Annotated in this window: 15 protein-coding genes and 2 pseudogenes; 9 read left to right on the top strand and 8 right to left on the bottom strand. The window is 43.4% G+C overall.

Annotation, left to right across the window (positions count from 1 at the left end; all coding sequences use genetic code 11):
* Positions 1 to 302 precede the first annotated feature (302 nt).
* The 9 genes from ndk to der all read left to right on the top strand — a co-directional run bounded on the left by ndk (position 303) and on the right by der (position 9808).
* Positions 303 to 731 carry a nucleoside-diphosphate kinase gene (gene ndk / locus PSI22_RS11145; protein ID WP_273579802.1) on the top strand — a complete coding sequence of 143 codons (429 nt, stop codon included), beginning with the start codon at positions 303 to 305 and terminating at the stop codon, positions 729 to 731.
* A gap of 207 nt (positions 732 to 938) precedes the next feature.
* Positions 939 to 2117 (top strand): dual-specificity RNA methyltransferase RlmN, encoded by a 1179-nt coding sequence (gene rlmN / locus PSI22_RS11140; protein WP_273579801.1) that lies wholly within the window; start codon positions 939 to 941, stop codon positions 2115 to 2117.
* A 72-nt stretch (positions 2118 to 2189) separates the two neighbouring features.
* Complete coding sequence (locus PSI22_RS11135) at positions 2190 to 2600, top strand: tetratricopeptide repeat protein (RefSeq protein ID WP_273579800.1); 411 nt, start codon at positions 2190 to 2192, stop codon at positions 2598 to 2600.
* Between the two features lie 114 nt (positions 2601 to 2714).
* Positions 2715 to 3686 carry a cytoskeleton protein RodZ gene (rodZ, locus tag PSI22_RS11130; RefSeq protein WP_273579799.1) on the top strand — a complete coding sequence of 324 codons (972 nt, stop codon included), beginning with the start codon at positions 2715 to 2717 and terminating at the stop codon, positions 3684 to 3686.
* 135 nt (positions 3687 to 3821) lie between these two features.
* Positions 3822 to 4943 (top strand): flavodoxin-dependent (E)-4-hydroxy-3-methylbut-2-enyl-diphosphate synthase, encoded by a 1122-nt coding sequence (ispG, locus tag PSI22_RS11125; RefSeq protein ID WP_273579798.1) that lies wholly within the window; start codon positions 3822 to 3824, stop codon positions 4941 to 4943.
* A 120-nt stretch (positions 4944 to 5063) separates the two neighbouring features.
* Positions 5064 to 6341: a histidine--tRNA ligase gene (hisS, locus tag PSI22_RS11120; protein WP_273579797.1), complete on the top strand. Its 1278-nt coding sequence runs from the start codon at positions 5064 to 5066 to the stop codon at positions 6339 to 6341.
* Between the two features lie 11 nt (positions 6342 to 6352).
* On the top strand, positions 6353 to 6973 hold the full coding sequence (locus PSI22_RS11115; RefSeq protein WP_273579796.1) for a YfgM family protein: 621 nt from the start codon (positions 6353 to 6355) through the stop codon (positions 6971 to 6973).
* Between the two features lie 14 nt (positions 6974 to 6987).
* The gene (bamB, locus tag PSI22_RS11110) at positions 6988 to 8160 is read left to right on the top strand and encodes an outer membrane protein assembly factor BamB (RefSeq protein ID WP_038208412.1); all 1173 of its coding nucleotides are present in this window, start codon (positions 6988 to 6990) and stop codon (positions 8158 to 8160) included.
* Positions 8161 to 8317: 157 nt separating this feature from the next.
* Positions 8318 to 9808 (top strand): ribosome biogenesis GTPase Der, encoded by a 1491-nt coding sequence (der, locus tag PSI22_RS11105; RefSeq protein ID WP_273579795.1) that lies wholly within the window; start codon positions 8318 to 8320, stop codon positions 9806 to 9808.
* A 229-nt stretch (positions 9809 to 10037) separates the two neighbouring features.
* Here der and PSI22_RS11100 read toward each other — a convergent pair whose 3' ends face one another.
* From PSI22_RS11100 to PSI22_RS11065, 8 genes and pseudogenes are all read right to left on the bottom strand, one after another.
* Positions 10038 to 10235 (bottom strand): protealysin propeptide domain-containing protein, encoded by a 198-nt coding sequence (locus PSI22_RS11100; RefSeq protein ID WP_273579794.1) that lies wholly within the window; start codon positions 10233 to 10235, stop codon positions 10038 to 10040.
* 291 nt (positions 10236 to 10526) lie between these two features.
* On the bottom strand, positions 10527 to 11594 hold the full coding sequence (locus tag PSI22_RS11095; RefSeq protein ID WP_273579793.1) for a M4 family metallopeptidase: 1068 nt from the start codon (positions 11592 to 11594) through the stop codon (positions 10527 to 10529).
* A gap of 201 nt (positions 11595 to 11795) precedes the next feature.
* On the bottom strand, positions 11796 to 12704 hold the full coding sequence (gene hemF / locus PSI22_RS11090) for an oxygen-dependent coproporphyrinogen oxidase (protein ID WP_273579792.1): 909 nt from the start codon (positions 12702 to 12704) through the stop codon (positions 11796 to 11798).
* Positions 12705 to 13035: 331 nt separating this feature from the next.
* Positions 13036 to 13293 carry a helix-turn-helix domain-containing protein gene (locus tag PSI22_RS11085; protein ID WP_273579791.1) on the bottom strand — a complete coding sequence of 86 codons (258 nt, stop codon included), beginning with the start codon at positions 13291 to 13293 and terminating at the stop codon, positions 13036 to 13038.
* Positions 13294 to 13642: 349 nt separating this feature from the next.
* Positions 13643 to 14164, bottom strand: a complete 522-nt coding sequence (locus tag PSI22_RS11080) for a hypothetical protein (RefSeq protein WP_273579790.1) — start codon at positions 14162 to 14164, stop codon at positions 13643 to 13645.
* Between the two features lie 193 nt (positions 14165 to 14357).
* Positions 14358 to 16020 (bottom strand): annotated as a pseudogene (locus PSI22_RS11075) (terminase large subunit).
* On the bottom strand, positions 16017 to 16370 hold the full coding sequence (locus tag PSI22_RS11070) for a phage terminase small subunit P27 family (protein WP_273579789.1): 354 nt from the start codon (positions 16368 to 16370) through the stop codon (positions 16017 to 16019). Before PSI22_RS11070 ends, PSI22_RS11075 begins: the two are co-directional and overlap by 4 nt.
* Positions 16371 to 16511: 141 nt before the next feature.
* A pseudogene (locus tag PSI22_RS11065) lies at positions 16512 to 16930 on the bottom strand (HNH endonuclease).
* Positions 16931 to 17140: the final 210 nt, after the last annotated feature.

Raw genomic sequence — 17140 nt, 5'->3', positions numbered from 1 at the left:
GAATTGACAGAGAGATAAGTGATATCCAATGTTCTGGATTGGTGTCAAAAACAGCTTAACTCGCTTTGTCTTAAAGTGTCTGCATAGTAAAAATGTGATTTATGCTAAAAAATGATAATTTTCGCTAAGAAAGTTTTAACAAAATGTTATGTTTTTTGTAGGCAAGCAGAAAGTCTCCTCCTATAATCAACGCCTATTTTTATTCCTGTCAGGTACAGGATAAATTTCGTCTCCCTGTTTTAGTCAAGGGAGAATAAAAAATTAAAATGAATCATCGCTGAAAGTGCCAAAGAGGTTATCTAATGACGATTGAACGTACTTTTTCTATTATTAAGCCTAATGCTGTGAAGAAAGATGCTATCGGTTCCATCTATGCCCGTTTTGAAAGCGCAGGGTTTAAAATCATCGCAGCCAAAATGCTGCATTTAACACGTGAGCAGGCGGAAGGTTTTTACGCTGAGCACAAAGGCCGTCCTTTCTTTGATGGTCTGGTAGAATTTATGACTTCTGGCCCAATCGTGGTACAGGTTCTGGAAGGTGAAAATGCGGTTCAGCGCCATCGTGACCTGATGGGCGCTACCAACCCGGACAATGCACTGGCAGGTACTCTGCGTGCGGATTATGCAGATAGCTTTACTGAAAATGCGGTTCACGGTTCAGACTCCATTGAATCTGCAAACCGTGAGATTGCTTATTTTTTCAGTGATGATGAAATCTTCCCCCGCCACTGATATTCAGTTACTCGTAGCATCTGAACAGTAAAGTTTGTACAATGTCGCGCCTCACTGATTTGACTTAGTGGGGCGTTTATTATTTTATCTCAATACTCAATTATCACTGCATATAGTGGTTATTGAATTGGTCGTCACCGAATCAAAACTTAGTGCTGAAATTAAATCAGCACAGAGCCGAAAGTGTAACAACGAGGCGATGTAAAAATGTCCCAACTTAACGAAACCGTACAACCTTCAACCGCCGCTGTATCTGTCACTCCTGAAAAGAAAAACGGCAAAATCAATCTGCTTGATCTTAATCGTAAACAAATGCGTCAATTTTTTATCGATATGGGAGAAAAACCGTTTCGTGCCGATCAGGTTATGAAATGGATGTACCACTATTGCTATGACGACTTTGAGCAGATGACCGATATCAATAAAGTGCTCAGGACGAAATTGCAGCAGGTGGCAGAAATCAAGGCACCTGAAGTGGCAGAAGAACAGCGTTCTGCGGATGGCACCATTAAATGGGCAATTACTGTTGGTGATCAACAGGTTGAAACGGTTTATATCCCAGAGGATGAGCGCGCGACATTGTGTGTTTCATCTCAGGTCGGATGTGCTTTAGAGTGTAAATTCTGTTCCACTGCCCAGCAGGGATTTAACCGTAACCTGCGGGTTTCTGAAATTATTGGTCAAGTCTGGCGTGCTGCTAAAATCATTGGCTCGCTGAAATCCAGTGGTCGCCGCCCAATCACCAATGTCGTCATGATGGGGATGGGAGAGCCATTGCTTAACTTAAACAATGTCGTGCCGGCCATGGAAATCATGATGGATGATTTCGGCTTTGGGTTGTCAAAACGCCGCGTGACGTTGTCAACATCTGGCGTAGTGCCTGCATTGGACAAATTGGGCGATATGATTGATGTTGCATTGGCAATTTCCCTGCATGCACCTACCGACGACGTTCGTGACGAAATCGTGCCGATTAACCGCAAGTACAATATTGAAGAATTTTTGGCGGGAGTGCGTCGCTATTTGGCAAAATCCAATGCCAATCAAGGGCGGGTTACGGTGGAATATGTGATGCTTGATCACGTCAATGACAGCGTGGAACAGGCACATCAATTGGCGGAATGCCTGAAAGATACACCAAGCAAAATCAACTTGATCCCATGGAACCCGTTCCCCGGAGCACCTTATGGGCGTAGCTCCAACAGCCGGATTGACCGTTTTTCGAAAGTCCTGATGGGACACGGTTTTACGACTATTGTGCGTAAAACGCGAGGGGATGATATTGATGCCGCATGTGGGCAGCTTGCTGGTGATGTCATTGATAGAACAAAACGGACATTGAAAAAACGTCTGGCAGGTGAACCAATTCAGGTAAAAACAGTCTAATTTGTTTGTTTAATCGCGATTAATGGTTAAAAATCTGGCGAAGTTTAACATAACCTTATAAATGAAAATGATATGATACGGAAATCAATAATTTGGTCTATAGTTTGTTTTGGCCTGATCACGGGTTGTGCGGAACGTTCCCCGCGTCACGGTTATCAGGTCGTTGCAATAGATACTCGATTACAGCTAGGGAAAGCCTATTTAGCGGAGCGAAATTTATCGGCTGCCAAATATCATTTTCAAAAGGTTTTGCTGGCGAAACCTCGCCATCCAGAAGCGCATTTGGGTATGGCACTGTATGAATATTATTCAGGTCAACCCAAAGCTGCCGATCAGCATTATAGAATGGCCATGCAGTATGCGGCAGGAAATGATACTGTAATACGTCATTATGCTGCTTTTCTCTGTGAACAAAAGCGGGATGAAGAGGCTAAAAAATTGGTCACGGGAAACAACACAAGCCACTACACTTGTGATAAATGATTTTCTGCGTTCGACGCAGTATGAAATGATTTCGCTGCACAAATTAAGTTGGATGTTCTATCAAATTAATTTGCGTAAATACTTTAACCTGAACAGTACCAGTGCCCTTAGCTAATGAAGACTGAAACTTACCCAGAAGAAGCCAATCTGACAACGGGTCAGATTCTGCGCCAGGCTCGTGAAAAACTTGAGCTTTCTCAGCAAACTGTGGCAGATCGTTTGTGTCTCAAACTGTCCACTGTTCGTGATATTGAAGAAGATAATACGCAGTCAAATATCGCCCTGACATTCTTACGTGGATATATTCGGGCTTATGCGAAACTTGTCCAAGTCCCTGAATCCGATATTTTAAGCACATTAAATAAACAAATGCCCGCTAAGGCTGGCAAAGTTTCCCCGATGCAAAGCTTTTCGTCAGGAAAAAAGCGGAAAAAACGTGATGGTTGGTTGATGAAAATAACGTGGGGCGTGCTCATTGTGCTGCTGGGGATGACTGGGTGGTGGTGGTGGCAGAATTACACCGCGCAGCAAAAAGACTTAGCTTCAATGACAACACAATCTGATGCTTATAACGCTCAGGCGCAAGGAGATGAAAGTGACTTGGGCACTCCAACAACAGATCTAGGTCAACTATCTGACCATGCTAAAGATGATAACTCAGTCGCTGCCGCTCAGGAAGAAACCTCTTCAGCGTTAGCAAATCCGGCAGCAAACAGCAATGCTTCATCGCCGGACAATCAATCGGTTGTAAATTCAGTACCAGCGACAGCTAATACAGCACCAAATTCTGCTGTGAATACGTCATCGGCTGATGTGAATAATATCAGTGCGGTTAACAGTGATGAACTGGTGATGAATTTTAAGGCAAGATGCTGGTTACAGATCACGGATGCCAATGGTAAGACTTTGTTCATGGGCACAAAAGATAAAGGCAGCAGTCTGAAACTTTCAGGTGCCTTGCCTTATAAGCTGAAAATTGGCGCACCTGCGGCGGTTGATATCCAGTTTCAGGGAAAAACCGTGGACATGACTCGTTTTGTCAAGGTGAACCGTATTGCCCAACTGAAACTGCCAGAAAATAATTAACTATTTTGGCAAATTGGCGAACATTTATAGGCGAATATTGAATAGAAATTCAAGTTCGCCTGTGTGTATTATTCACCACAGCATAGTTGTAATTTTTATAAACAAAATACAGGGATGTAGGGGAGTAATGTAAAAATGCATAATGAATCACCGATAAAAAGACGTAAATCCACACGTATTTATGTCGGTAATGTGCCCATTGGCGATGGCGCACCTATTGCGGTGCAATCAATGACGAACACACGGACAAATGACGTAGAAGCGACAGTCAGGCAGATTAAATCGCTGGGGCGTGTAGGTGTTGATATCGTCCGTGTTTCTGTTCCAACCATGGACGCTGCGGAAGCGTTCAAATCCATCAAACAGCAGGTCAATATTCCTCTCGTTGCTGATATTCATTTCGATTACCGTATCGCATTGAAAGTCGCAGAATATGGCGTTGACTGCCTGCGTATTAACCCCGGCAATATTGGCAATGAAGAACGCATCCGTCAGGTTGTGGATTGCGCTCGTCACTACAATATTCCCATTCGTATTGGGGTCAATGGTGGATCGTTGGAAAAGGATATACAGGAAAAGTACGGAGAACCAACACCAGAAGCCTTGGTTGAGTCGGCGATGCGGCATGTTGATATACTTGATAGCTTGAATTTTCATCAATTCAAGGTGAGCGTTAAGGCGTCAGATGTCTTTCTGGCTGTCGGCGCTTACCGTTTGCTGGCACAGAAAATCGATCAACCATTGCATTTGGGTATTACCGAAGCGGGGGGCGCTCGCGCAGGTGCGGTGAAATCCTCAATTGGTTTGGGTCTTCTGTTGTCTGAAGGGATTGGTGATACATTACGTATTTCGCTGGCGGCTGATCCGGTGGAAGAAGTTAAAGTCGGTTTTGATATCCTTAAGTCATTACGCATCCGCTCGAGGGGGATCAATTTTATTGCCTGTCCGACTTGCTCCCGTCAGGAATTTGACGTTATCGGCACCGTGAATGCGCTTGAACAGCGCCTTGAGGACTTGATTACACCGATGGATGTCTCCATTATTGGCTGTGTCGTGAATGGTCCCGGGGAAGCTGAAGTTTCAACAATCGGCGTGACTGGTGCGAAAAATAAAAGCGGTTTTTATGAAGATGGCATCCGTCAGAAAGAGCGTTTTGACAACAATAATTTGATTGATCAACTTGAAGCGAAGATCCGTGCCAAGGCCACGATCCTTGATGCCAGTAATCGGATTAACATCAATCAGCTTGATGAATAATATACCTGATACTGGCTCATGCTATCATGAGCCAGTATTGTTTCTGATTGCTGATTGAACCTCGCGAGCTTTCGCTTTTATAATCGACGCTATTGTAGAAATATTAATAAGAGATAAAACGTGGCAAAAAATATCCCAGCTATTCGTGGCATGAACGATTGCCTTCCTGCTGAAACCGCCATCTGGCAACGTGTTGAATCTACGATTAAGCGTGTGCTGGCAGGTTACGGTTTCAATGAAATCAGGACACCGATTGTAGAGCAGACCCCGTTATTTAAACGCGCAATTGGCGAAGTCACCGATGTGGTCGAAAAAGAAATGTACACATTTGACGACCGCAATGGGGAAAGCCTGACCCTGCGCCCAGAGAATACCGCAGGTTGTGTCCGCGCTGGTATTCAGCATGGTCTGCTGTACAATCAGGAACAGCGCTTGTGGTACATTGGGCCAATGTTCCGCTATGAACGCCCACAAAAAGGCCGCTACCGTCAATTCCATCAGTTGGGTGCTGAAGTTTTTGGCCTGCAAGGGCCGGATATTGACGCTGAAATGATTTTAATGACTGCTCGCTGGTGGCGTGAACTGGGCATCGCTGAACACGTTACACTTGAATTAAACTCCATTGGTTCACTGGACGCCCGTGCGAATTACCGTGAAGCTTTGGTGGCGTTCCTTGAACAGCATAAAGAGAAGCTGGACGAAGACTGTCAGCGCCGTATGTATACTAACCCGCTGCGTGTACTGGATTCCAAAAATCCTGAAATTCAGGCGCTTCTTAACGATGCGCCGGCACTGTTTGACTATCTTGATACCGAATCAAAAGAACATTTTGATGGGTTGTGCCGGATTCTAGATAGTGCAGGTATCAAGTATCACCTCAACCAGCGTTTGGTTCGTGGCCTTGATTATTACAATCGTACTGTCTTTGAATGGGTAACTTCTGCATTGGGTGCACAGGGAACAGTTTGTGCGGGCGGTCGTTACGATGGCCTGGTTGAGCAATTGGGTGGGAAATCTACACCAGCAGTAGGTTTTGCAATGGGAATGGAACGTATGGTTCTGTTAGTTCAGGAAGTCAATCCTGAGTTCGTTGCAGATCTGGCTGTTGCGGATGTTTATCTCTCTTCCTTTGGTGAAGGTAGCCAGCAGGCGGCATTGATTCTGGCGGAGCAGATCCGTGATGAATTGCCTGAATTACGCTTGATGACCAATCATGGTGGCGGCAACTTCAAGAAACAGTTGGGGCGTGCAGATAAGCATGGTGCCAAAGTTGCCCTGATCCTCGGAGAAGATGAAATTCGTGCAGGTAATATCACTGTGAAAGATTTACGTAATGGTGAACAAGAAACGTTGTCACAACAAGCGATTGCAGCACGTTTGAGCGAACTGTTAGGCTAAGGAGAGACTCTGTGGAAGTCTATACCACTGAAACTGAACAAATTGATGTGATAAAGCGTTTTTTTGCCAACAACGGTAAATATCTTGCTGTTGGCTTGGTGCTGGGCATTGGGGCGCTGGCTGGCTGGCATTACTGGCAGTCTCATCAGACAAACCAGTTGCAGGATACTGCGGCGACGTTTGAGAAATTGAATAAATTGCTGGAATCGGGCTCGAAAGAAAGCATTGTTGCCACAGAAAAATTCGCTAATGAAACGAATAATATCTATGGTGTCATGGCCGATGTGGATTTGGCAAAGCGTGCTGTTGAACAGAATGATTTGGCTCAGGCAGAAAAGCGCTTGCTGGCCGCCGCTGGCAAAGCTAAGGACGAGGATATGCAGGCTTTATCCAATATTCGTCTGGCTCGAGTTCAATTCGCAGAAGATAAAACGGATGCTGCACTGAAAACGCTGGAACAGGTCAAGGGGAAAGGTTGGCTGGTAGCCGTTGAGAACATTCGTGGTGATATTCTGACGAAAAAAAGGGATATTGCGGGTGCGCGTGCAGCTTATTCCAGGGGGCTGGAAGCCGATGGCCCACAGCCTTTGAAAAGTAGTATTCAAATTAAACTTAATAATCTATCCAGCTAAGGGAGCTAACTTTAATGCAACTGCGAAAAACACTCTTGGTTGGGCTGGTTGCTTCTGTTCTGTTGGCTGGTTGTTCAAGCGAACAGGATACGCTAGCAATGTCACCGCTACCGAAGGTTGAAAATCAATTCAATCCCCGTGTAATTTGGGATAAATCAGTCGGAAGCGGTGTTGGGCAATATTATTCTCACTTGTCACCTGTTTGGCAGGGTTCAACGGTTTATGTTGCTGATCGCACCGGTGTCGTTAAAGCATTTGAGGTAGATACGGGTAAAGAGCTGTGGGCCACAGACCTGTCGGAAAAAGCAGGCTTTCTGTCATCCCGCTTGCCTGCATTGCTTTCTGGTGGTTTGACCGTATCAGGTGAGCGCCTGTATGTCGGTACAGAACAGGCAAAAGTCATCGCACTGGATACCACTAACGGTAAAGTTGAGTGGGAATCAAGTGTTGCGGGTGAAGCGTTATCACGTCCCGTGGTGAGTGATGGCCTTGTGTTAATCCACACGGGTAACGGTCTGTTGCAGGCATTGAATGAAACCAATGGTTCCGCAGTCTGGTCAGTCAATATGGATACACCTTCATTGTCAGTCCGTGGTGAATCTGCTCCAGCCGTAGCCTATGGCGCTGCGATTGTCGGTGGTGATAATGGCCGTATTAGTGCGGTTCTGATGTCACAAGGGCAATTGATTTGGCAGCAGCGTATTGCTCAGATGACAGGTTCAACTGAAATCGGCCGCCTGAATGATGTTGATATGACTCCGGTCATTTCTAATAATATTATTTATGCTATTGCTTATAATGGCAATTTGGTGGCAATGGATATGCGTTCCGGCCAGCTTATCTGGAAACGTGATATCGGTTCTGTGAATGAGATGGTTGTGACGGATGACCATATTTTCATTGTTGACCAAAACGACCGTATTCTGTCCCTGCGTAAAAGTGACGGGGTAACACTGTGGACGCAAAGCGATTTATTGCACCGTAACCTGACAGCACCGGAAATGTACAATGGCTATCTGGTTGTTGGTGATGCTGAAGGTTATCTGCATTGGTTGAATATGGCTGATGGTAAATTTGTGGCTCAGCATAAAGTTGATGGTTCTGGCTTGTTGAGTCGCCCGGTTGTTGCCGGAGATAAGCTGATGGTACAGGCGAAGGATGGTAAGGTTTACCTGTATACCCGCTAATTTCATCACGTGTTTTAACGCAACACGGAATAACACGGCTCCTGTGCTGACAGTAACAGGAGCCGTTTCGTCTTTTTAGTATCTGTTGTAGTGGAGCTTCGAGTGGATCACTTTCAGCAGGATATCGATTTACATCTAGTTATGAGGCATCAAAAAAATGATACCTGTTGTTGCGCTGGTTGGGCGCCCGAATGTCGGAAAATCCACCTTATTTAACCGTTTAACCCGAACTCGAGATGCGCTGGTAGCGGATTTCCCTGGTTTGACCCGTGATCGTAAATATGGACGGGCAGAGGTTGAAGGGCAGGAATTCATCATCATTGATACCGGTGGTATCGATGGTACGGAAGATGGCGTAGAAACGCATATGGCTGCGCAATCTCTGATGGCAATTGAAGAAGCGGATATCGTCCTGTTTATGGTCGATGCCAGATCAGGAATGATGCCAGCCGATCACGGGATTGCAAAACATCTGCGTAGCCGTGAAAAAGCCACCTTTTTGGTAGCGAATAAAACCGATGGTATTGATACTGATACTGCTATCCCTGAATTCTACTCACTGGGGTTGGGGGATATATATTCCATCGCCGCTTCCCACGGCCGTGGTGTGACACAACTGATCGAGCATGTGTTGTTGCCATTCTCTGAAAAAGAGAAAACGGAAGAAGTTGAATTAACGGAAGAAGAAGCCAATGCAGCTTATTGGGCTGAGATAGAGCAGGTTGAATTGGAAGCTGCTGAAGAGGAAGAGAAGGAGGCAGCTTTTGATCCTACCACTTTGCCGCTGAAATTGGCGATTGTTGGTCGTCCAAACGTGGGTAAATCCACATTAACCAACCGTATTCTGGGCGAAGAGCGAGTCGTTGTTTATGACATGCCGGGAACCACCCGAGACAGTATTTATATTCCAATGGAGCGTGATGGCCGCGAATATATCCTGATTGATACAGCAGGGGTTCGTAAACGTGGCAAAGTAACCGAAACGGTTGAGAAATTCTCTGTTATCAAAACACTTCAGGCCATTGAAGATGCTAATGTTGTTTTGCTGATAGTTGATGCCCGTGAAGGGATTTCTGATCAGGATCTCTCTCTGCTCGGTTTTATTCTCAATAGTGGGCGCTCTCTGGTTATTGCGGTCAACAAGTGGGACGGCATGAGCCAGGAAGACAGAGATCACGTTAAGGATATGCTGGATTTGCGTCTCGGCTTTGTCGATTTTGCCCGTGTTCACTTTATTTCTGCGCTGCATGGCAGTGGGGTTGGCAACTTATTTGACTCGATTCTGGAAGCTTACGAAAGTGCTACCCATCGCGTTAGTACTTCCATGCTGACTCGTATCATGCATATGGCAGAAGAAGATCATCAGCCGCCGATGATACGTGGACGCAGGGTCAAAATGAAATATGCCCACGCAGGGGGATATAACCCACCTATCGTGGTGATCCACGGCAATCAGGTGACAAATTTGCCTGATTCTTATAAACGTTACTTGATGAACTACTTCCGTCGCTCTTTAAAAGTCATGGGAACACCTATTCGCATTCAGTTTAAAGAAGGGGCTAACCCTTATGCAGATAAGAAAAATACCTTGACGGCTACACAGCTTCGTAAGCGTAAACGTTTAATGGCGCATTTGAAAAAGCGCTAAATATTAAAATAAATATGTATAAAATAAAGGGCTATTTTTAGCCCTTTATTATTACTGGTTTAGTTAATTTATCTAACTATCTTATGAATTGATTTTTTGGTTCTTTATAAGGTAATAAAATAATTTCATTATTACTGTCTAAATGAAACTTTATTATCATTTTTCAGCCAAAACTAATTCAATTTATTAACATGTGATGATTTTTATTATTGTAAATTGTCAAGTTTAGTTATTTTTTTTTATCAATTGATAAATTATCTTCCGGCTGTGAAGCCTTTTCTTCTTTAGCTGAATCTTTCATTAAACTATTAACATGTTCTAACGTCCTTAGCGCACATTCCTTGTCATTTTCATCACAATTATTGGCAATATATTCCAGTAGATAAGGAGGAATGATATTGTACTTGTCTATTTTACTATTACGCATAATATTAGCCAGTTTGTGTGTTGTTATGTGTGTCTGCTTTAGGGTACTTAGATATTAGCTAAAATAATCGTGTTAGTCACTGGTAGAAATGTAAATTTATTATATTGTTATATTTTTGATTAAAATCAATATTTTAATGTAAATACGGCCTAAATATAAAATGTATTGAGCTATAAATAATAAGAAAGGGCTATCCTTAGCCCTTTCTTGTTTATTATAGGATTATCTTAAGCTTACTCTGTTTAAGAATAATTGATATTTTATTAACGATTATATTGATGTTGGTGTTAATTATTTTTTTGGAATGATAACCCCAACTTTGCTCCAGCAATTATTCACGATATCTGAAACTTCTTTATCAAACAATTTTTCAGCGTTTTTAATGGTTAATTCTGCAAAATCATCAAAATTGGCATCTGAAGATAAACGTTCATCGAGTAAAGTTTCATACCAGATTTTACCCGCACGTTCCCATGAATAACCACCTAGTTCTACTGCCAGTAGATAAAAGGCTCTGTTAGGAATACCAGAATATATATGAACCCCGCCATTGTCCTTTGTGAACGGTAGCTCTTTATATTGATCCATATGACCAACTTGCTTGTCCCCGGAAAAAGCTGTTCCCGGATTTACAAATGTACGTAAGGCAACATCAGGTTTATTGTCTGGATTAAACTTAGTTCCAAGTAGCCCTTTTCCAATAAGCCAATCGGATTCGCTGGCTTTTTGTTTATCGAAATACTGTTTTACCATAATGCCAAACACATCTGAGATGGATTCATTTAACGCGCCCGATTGATAAGCATAAAAAAGTCTTGCTTCACTCTCAATCACGCCATGCGTTAATTCATGTGCTATAACATCAATAGCAGAGGTGAAGCGATTGAAATATTTTCCATCTTTATCGCCATCGCCAAAAACCATCTGTTTTCTAGACCAAAATGCATTCATGTAGTTTTGACCATAATGTACAGTTGCGACTAGCTTGATTCCTTTGTTATCGAGTGAATTACGGCCAAAAACTTTTTTGTAGAATTCATAGGTCTTACCGAGATACTCATAGGCTTCATTGACAGCAACATCTTCACTTTCAGGCATACCTTCGCGTCGTGCTACCTTATCACCTGGAAATATCTCTTCATGTTCTGCATCGTAGATAGTTCGATTTAATTTATCATCAAATTCTACTTCATTTTCCTGTTGTAAGAGATCCTCTCCAATAGAGATATTCATTAAGTGATGAACATGATCTAATGTTTTTAATACATATTGATTAGAGCACTCATCACAATCGTTAGAGATATGTTCTAAAACAAATGGAGGGATTAAGCTATATCTGTTGATTTCATTATTGTTCATGATTATCCCCTTTATTATTAGATGTTGTGTTTGTGTTTTTTGGACACGTTTGAATACTAACTATAATAATTGAGTTAGTCACTAGGGTAAATATTGATTTTTTATGTCAGGGTATTGCCAATGAAAAATAATAAATTAAATTATCAGTGTCTGATATAGAACAGGAATACAGGCGTTATCCGATATTCCTGTTTTTAATTATCATACCCAATCTTTTTTTATTAGAAAGGAGGTATAAAGTTCAGCTTCTGGAGAGTTTGGCTCAGGAGAATGATTATATTCCCAGCGTACTAATGGCGGCATGGACATTAATATTGATTCAGTGCGTCCACCACTTTGCAGGCCAAATAATGTTCCTCTGTCCCAAACTAAATTAAATTCAACGTAACGGCCACGGCGATATAATTGGAATTCTCTTTCACGTTCTCCCCAGTTTATATTTTTCCTTCTTTCTACAATAGGCAAATACGCGGCCAAAAAACCATTACCGACGGCTTGCGTAAAGTTAAAGCAAGTTTCAAAATCAGGGGTATTTAAATCGTCATAAAATAATCCACCAATTCCGCGTGGTTCATTACGGTGTTTTATAAAGAAATAATCATCACACCATTTCTTATATTCAGGATAAACATTGTCGCCAAAAGGTTGGCATAATGTTTTGGCGACGGTATGCCAATGAATGGCATCTTCGTTGAAGCCATAATAAGGAGTGAGATCAAAACCACCGCCAAACCACCATACTGGTGTTTCTCCTTCTTTTTCCGCAATAAAAAAGCGAACATTGGCATGACTAGTCGGAATATAGGGATTGAGTGGGTGGATAACAAGGGAAATGCCCATTGCTTGATAGCTACGACCCGCTAATTCAGGGCGGTGGGCGCTTGCTGATGGAGGAAGTGAAGCCCCAGTGATATGGGAGAAATTCACGCCAGCCTGTTCAAAAACGTTGCCTGCCTTTAATACGCGACTGCGACCACCACCGCCTTCTTCCCGCTGCCAGCACTCTTCCATAAAATTGGAGTGACCATCAAGTCGCTCAAGTTGTTTGCAGATTTCATCCTGTAATGAGAGGAAAAAATCCTTAACTTGGGATATATTAGGTGTATTCATAATTAAATCATAACCAATTGATATTAAATAAATAAACCTCATTTTTAAATGAGGTGGTTTTTGTTTGTTTATATAATTGTTTATACATAGAACGCTGAACAAACCTATAAACAAAACATAAGATAAGAACAATGTGAAAGAAAAGAAAGAATAAGAGTGAATTTGTGCTCAATAAAAAGAGGTCAGTACGCTAAACGTTCTGAACTTATGAGAGGTTGCAGCGCACTTCGTCGGGAGCTATTGAGGTGACAATGACGAGTGTTACTGCTAGTGAGAAGATACCCCGTTACGGCTATCTTCCCGGTGATTTTCAAGTGGTGGGCTGCTATTTTTATGATTTGTCTCGAACCCTACGCTCAATAAGCTGACCGTACATATCAAAATACCGACTAGGCCAGATTTCAGAGGGATGTATTTCAAGATAGTTAGCAATAATCCATTCGCCTTTAGGCCAAGGCCGACTGAGAGTATTTGCTAATGTTGATGAACTGAGACCCGCTTCACGGGAGACGGCGGCTAAGGTTGTTCCACGCTTACGTAATGCAGCAATTATATCGGCCTGATGCCAGTCATTTCTAACATTATTCATTCCTGCTACCCCTTCCATTAATTGAAAAAATTGATGGTGGCGATTCAAGCAAGGTTCGCATTACCGGGCTAAGATTCCGGTGAGGCCGAAGCCTCCCCTGCCTGAATCACCATTGAAAGGGTGATAACGGGCACTGGTAGAAACATCCTACCAGTGTTCTTAGCTCAGGGATGCGAAGCCCTGGCCACTGGATTTTGCCAATGGCGGAGGTACTTTAACTGATTGGTTTATCTGGTTCAATAAGCGAATCAGTATAACCGCTTAACTTTTTGTGTTAAATTCCATGAAATATACTAATGTACTGCTAAAGCTTCCCATTACTTCACTCAATTAAATGGAAATATTTTGATCATTCCTTAGGAATCATTCGTAGAGCGTCATTACGTGATTCTGTGAAAATATATCCAAGATACATACTCTGTGAAGCTGCATATTTTACAGCAGACCCAGCGCCATCGATGTGTTTTAATATATGCTGTCTGGCTGCGTAGGTAGGCTTTATTCTGTTATAAACATCACGCCACCATTTGTTTCCATACTTCTTAATTATTTTTCCCTTTATTCTTTGGAAATATTCTTTACTATCAGTTCCATCATAAGAAGCCAGTAAACTAGCCCAGATCATTTTTTTATGGATAGATAATGGGTTATATTCCCTTTGAATTAATTCCTCTCGTACATCTGGATGTAAGAGTAAACTGCCATCAGATATTTTACGTTTTATCCATAAACGTCTCGCAGACTCGTAGACATACTTTTTGTTTTCTTTCTCTAGGGTTAGAATGTGAGAAGGCCAACTTTCAAGATTATCAATAAGAGATAACTTTCTTATTAAGTCTTGATGTTCTCCAGCGTGGTTCCTGCTATACATGCTTGTTGTCCTTTTTTCACTAAACGAAACTCTTAGTATTCAATATGTTCTGGGGGTACACCAGTAAAACTAGGTCAGAATGTTAAATGTTCCGGCCCTAGACACGTTACGCATAATAATAATTTAACATTCTAACCCTTTGATTCTATTATCTCTACTTCTCTTATGATAACAAATAAAATCAATGAGTTACCTAAATTCCATCAAAGTTATCCAATCGCTGCTGCTGCTCATCACTGAGACTAAACGCAAAATCTTCATGCTCAATCTGCCATGTGCCAAAACTGATCAGGAACGCAATCGCGGGGTCGATCTTGTTCGCTGATTTCTTCTTATTCGGTTTGATATTGGCGTTAGCGTCAGTTTCCATCACGACATTGGACATCGCCCACACGAGCACTGGATCGCCGTTGTGACGAATGACCTTGCGGTTAACGAAGACTTCGGCAGATTTGGCAACGGGGCTAAAGCGCATATAGGTTTGCGGGAACGGCTCAACCTCAATCCCTGCGCCCTGTAACTGGGTTCTTAGATGGGTAGCGTTCCATGTGTCAAAGCCCACCAGTTTGATATCAAAGTGCTGGCTGTCTTTAAGAATGTCGTCACGGATACGGTCATAATCAATACAGTCGCCCGTTGTGGTGCGTATCCAGCCTAATTTAGCCCACTGGCGATAAACCGCCCTATTCTTGTTGGCGGGATTCTGTAACTGGGCTTCCGGTAAGTAATGGCGGGTCAGTAATAATAGTTCATTATCTACGGGAAAGGTGTAACATACGCTGGTAATATCTCCTGTCGAAGATAAATCCAATCCGGCGTAACACTCCAGCCCTTTCAGGTCGTTCTCGTCATAATCCATCTGGCAGGCTTTCCAAGCCCCTTCACCCATCCACGGTGTTTCGCCCTGGCACCAGATATTAAAGCGTTTGGTTAACATCTCTGTCCATTGCGAGGGAATACCACGGGCTTTCTGTATTGTGTCATGCAAAGCGGTACTGTCTACCGAGATATTCAGATTGGGGTTTGCCTTAACCCAAAGCGCTTCATCATCAATCTCGTTCTCGTCGTCCAGTTCGTAAATCAGGGCAAACAACGATTCGTTTTGTTCTTCCCTGTCCAGTATCTGGCAACAATAATCATAATGCTGTTTACAGGCCGATATTACGTTACTGCCCGCCGTGGTGATGGCAAACAGGACACCTTCGGGACGTGCGCCCATGCCTAATTCAAGGGCAGAGTACACCGCGTTATCAGGGTGTAAGTGGTACTCATCGACAATCGCCAGACTGGGGTTTGTGCCCTCAATCGTGGAAGCTTTGGCTGCCAGTGGCTTTAACAGGCTATTGGTTTTCGGGTAGGTCACTTTATGTTGCTGGATAGATAGCCGCTTTTTGAGCGGCTTGGAAAGTAAACTCATCTGGCGGGCATCATCAAACACGATACGCGCCTGATCACGACTCACGGCGGCGGTGTAAATATCCTGTTGTCTCTGTTCCATCACCAAAAACCAGTTAGCCAATATCGCGGCAACGGTGGATTTCGCATTTTTGCGCGGAACCTGAATATAAGCGCTACGGTACTTTCTGCGCCCCGTGGCTTTTACCTTGAAGCCGAACAGATTGGCAAAGGCGAACTGCTGCCACGGCTCTAGTACAATCGGCTTACCGCGTAAATGGCCTTTGACGTGCGGACAGAGACGAGAGAAGGCAATAAAACGCGCTACAACCTCAGAATCAAACGTATAAAGCGGGTTATTCAGGTCGTTATGATAGCGTTTCACTGCTTGTTTCAGGCGCTTACAGGCCGGAATTGTGCCGTTTTTGGATATCAAAAGCGTATTGCTCCCATGCATTCATAAGCGGTCTAACTCGTCTTCTTCCTCGGTTTCGACCGGATTTTTACGCCGTGAAACCGGATCAAAGCCAAGCAACGATGACATTTTTATCATGATTTTTTCGGCATCAGCCTTGGCGCTCAATGAGGGATTACGGCTTTCACTGCCCTGATTGTTTACGATGCTAAAGCCCCGAATATCAAGGTCTGCCACCGCTTTCCGGTAAATGGCATAGTTGACGCAGTACAGTTCTAAGTTGTTCCAGTCGGCGGCGGTCAGATCTTCCCGTTCGCCTAAGATTTTTGCCTTGGATTTCCACTGACTGGCGGCAATGTCATTAAGATACGTCGGGGATTTGGGTGCCCTTGCCATAATTTTCTGTCTTCCTTGTGAGTTTATTTTCAAAAAAAGTGCCGTGCGTAAAAATTTGAGGAGGGGGTCGGTTCCGCTGAGAAGTGCGTTTGTCATTTTTGATACCCTCACCCACTATTTCATTTGTTATTATTCTGCGACTCACCAACCGAGACGCTTTGCCGCTTCTGTTTCCCGTTCCTGATAGATACCCTGTTTACGCTTCGCTTTGGTGATAGGATTTGTCTGTACGGTCTTGCGGTTATGGCAGGGCAGGCATAACGATTGATGATTGGATTCAGGCCAGAACAACACATCAGCTTCACCCTGTATCGGGATAATGTGATCCACAATCGTTGCAGAGGCATAGATATCTTGCTGTAGGCAGTGGACACATAACGGATTCGCTTTCAGGTATTGCAGCCGATAGCGTCTCCATCGGTTACTGTAGCCTCGTTGGGTTCGGGTTCCCCGTTGTTTGTCCTGTTGCCGTCTGGCTTCCCGCTGGTGCTGTGTACAGCGACCGGACTTGACCCGCTCGCGGCAAGCCGGATAGCTACCTTTAACGGTTGCCACGGCATCAAATAGCCCCTCACATAATGGTAGATAGATCATGACAATTTGTTCCGGCATTAAGGAGGCTAGTGTGGCAAAGACACTACGGGGCATGTTTCTGGAATGATTCAGTGAAATTGAAAAATCCCCTAGTGAGGTACTGTGCTATCACTGTCCTTATGTATGGAGATATAGCGCAAATTTCCATCATGATTGTCCTGATGTGAAAATAATAT

It is taken from the genome of Xenorhabdus aichiensis (genome assembly GCF_028598775.1).
Classification (GTDB): Bacteria; Pseudomonadota; Gammaproteobacteria; order Enterobacterales; family Enterobacteriaceae; genus Xenorhabdus; species Xenorhabdus bovienii.
The sequence above is the reverse complement of the archived record's forward strand: the minus strand, read 5'-3'. Positions and strand labels throughout refer to the sequence as shown.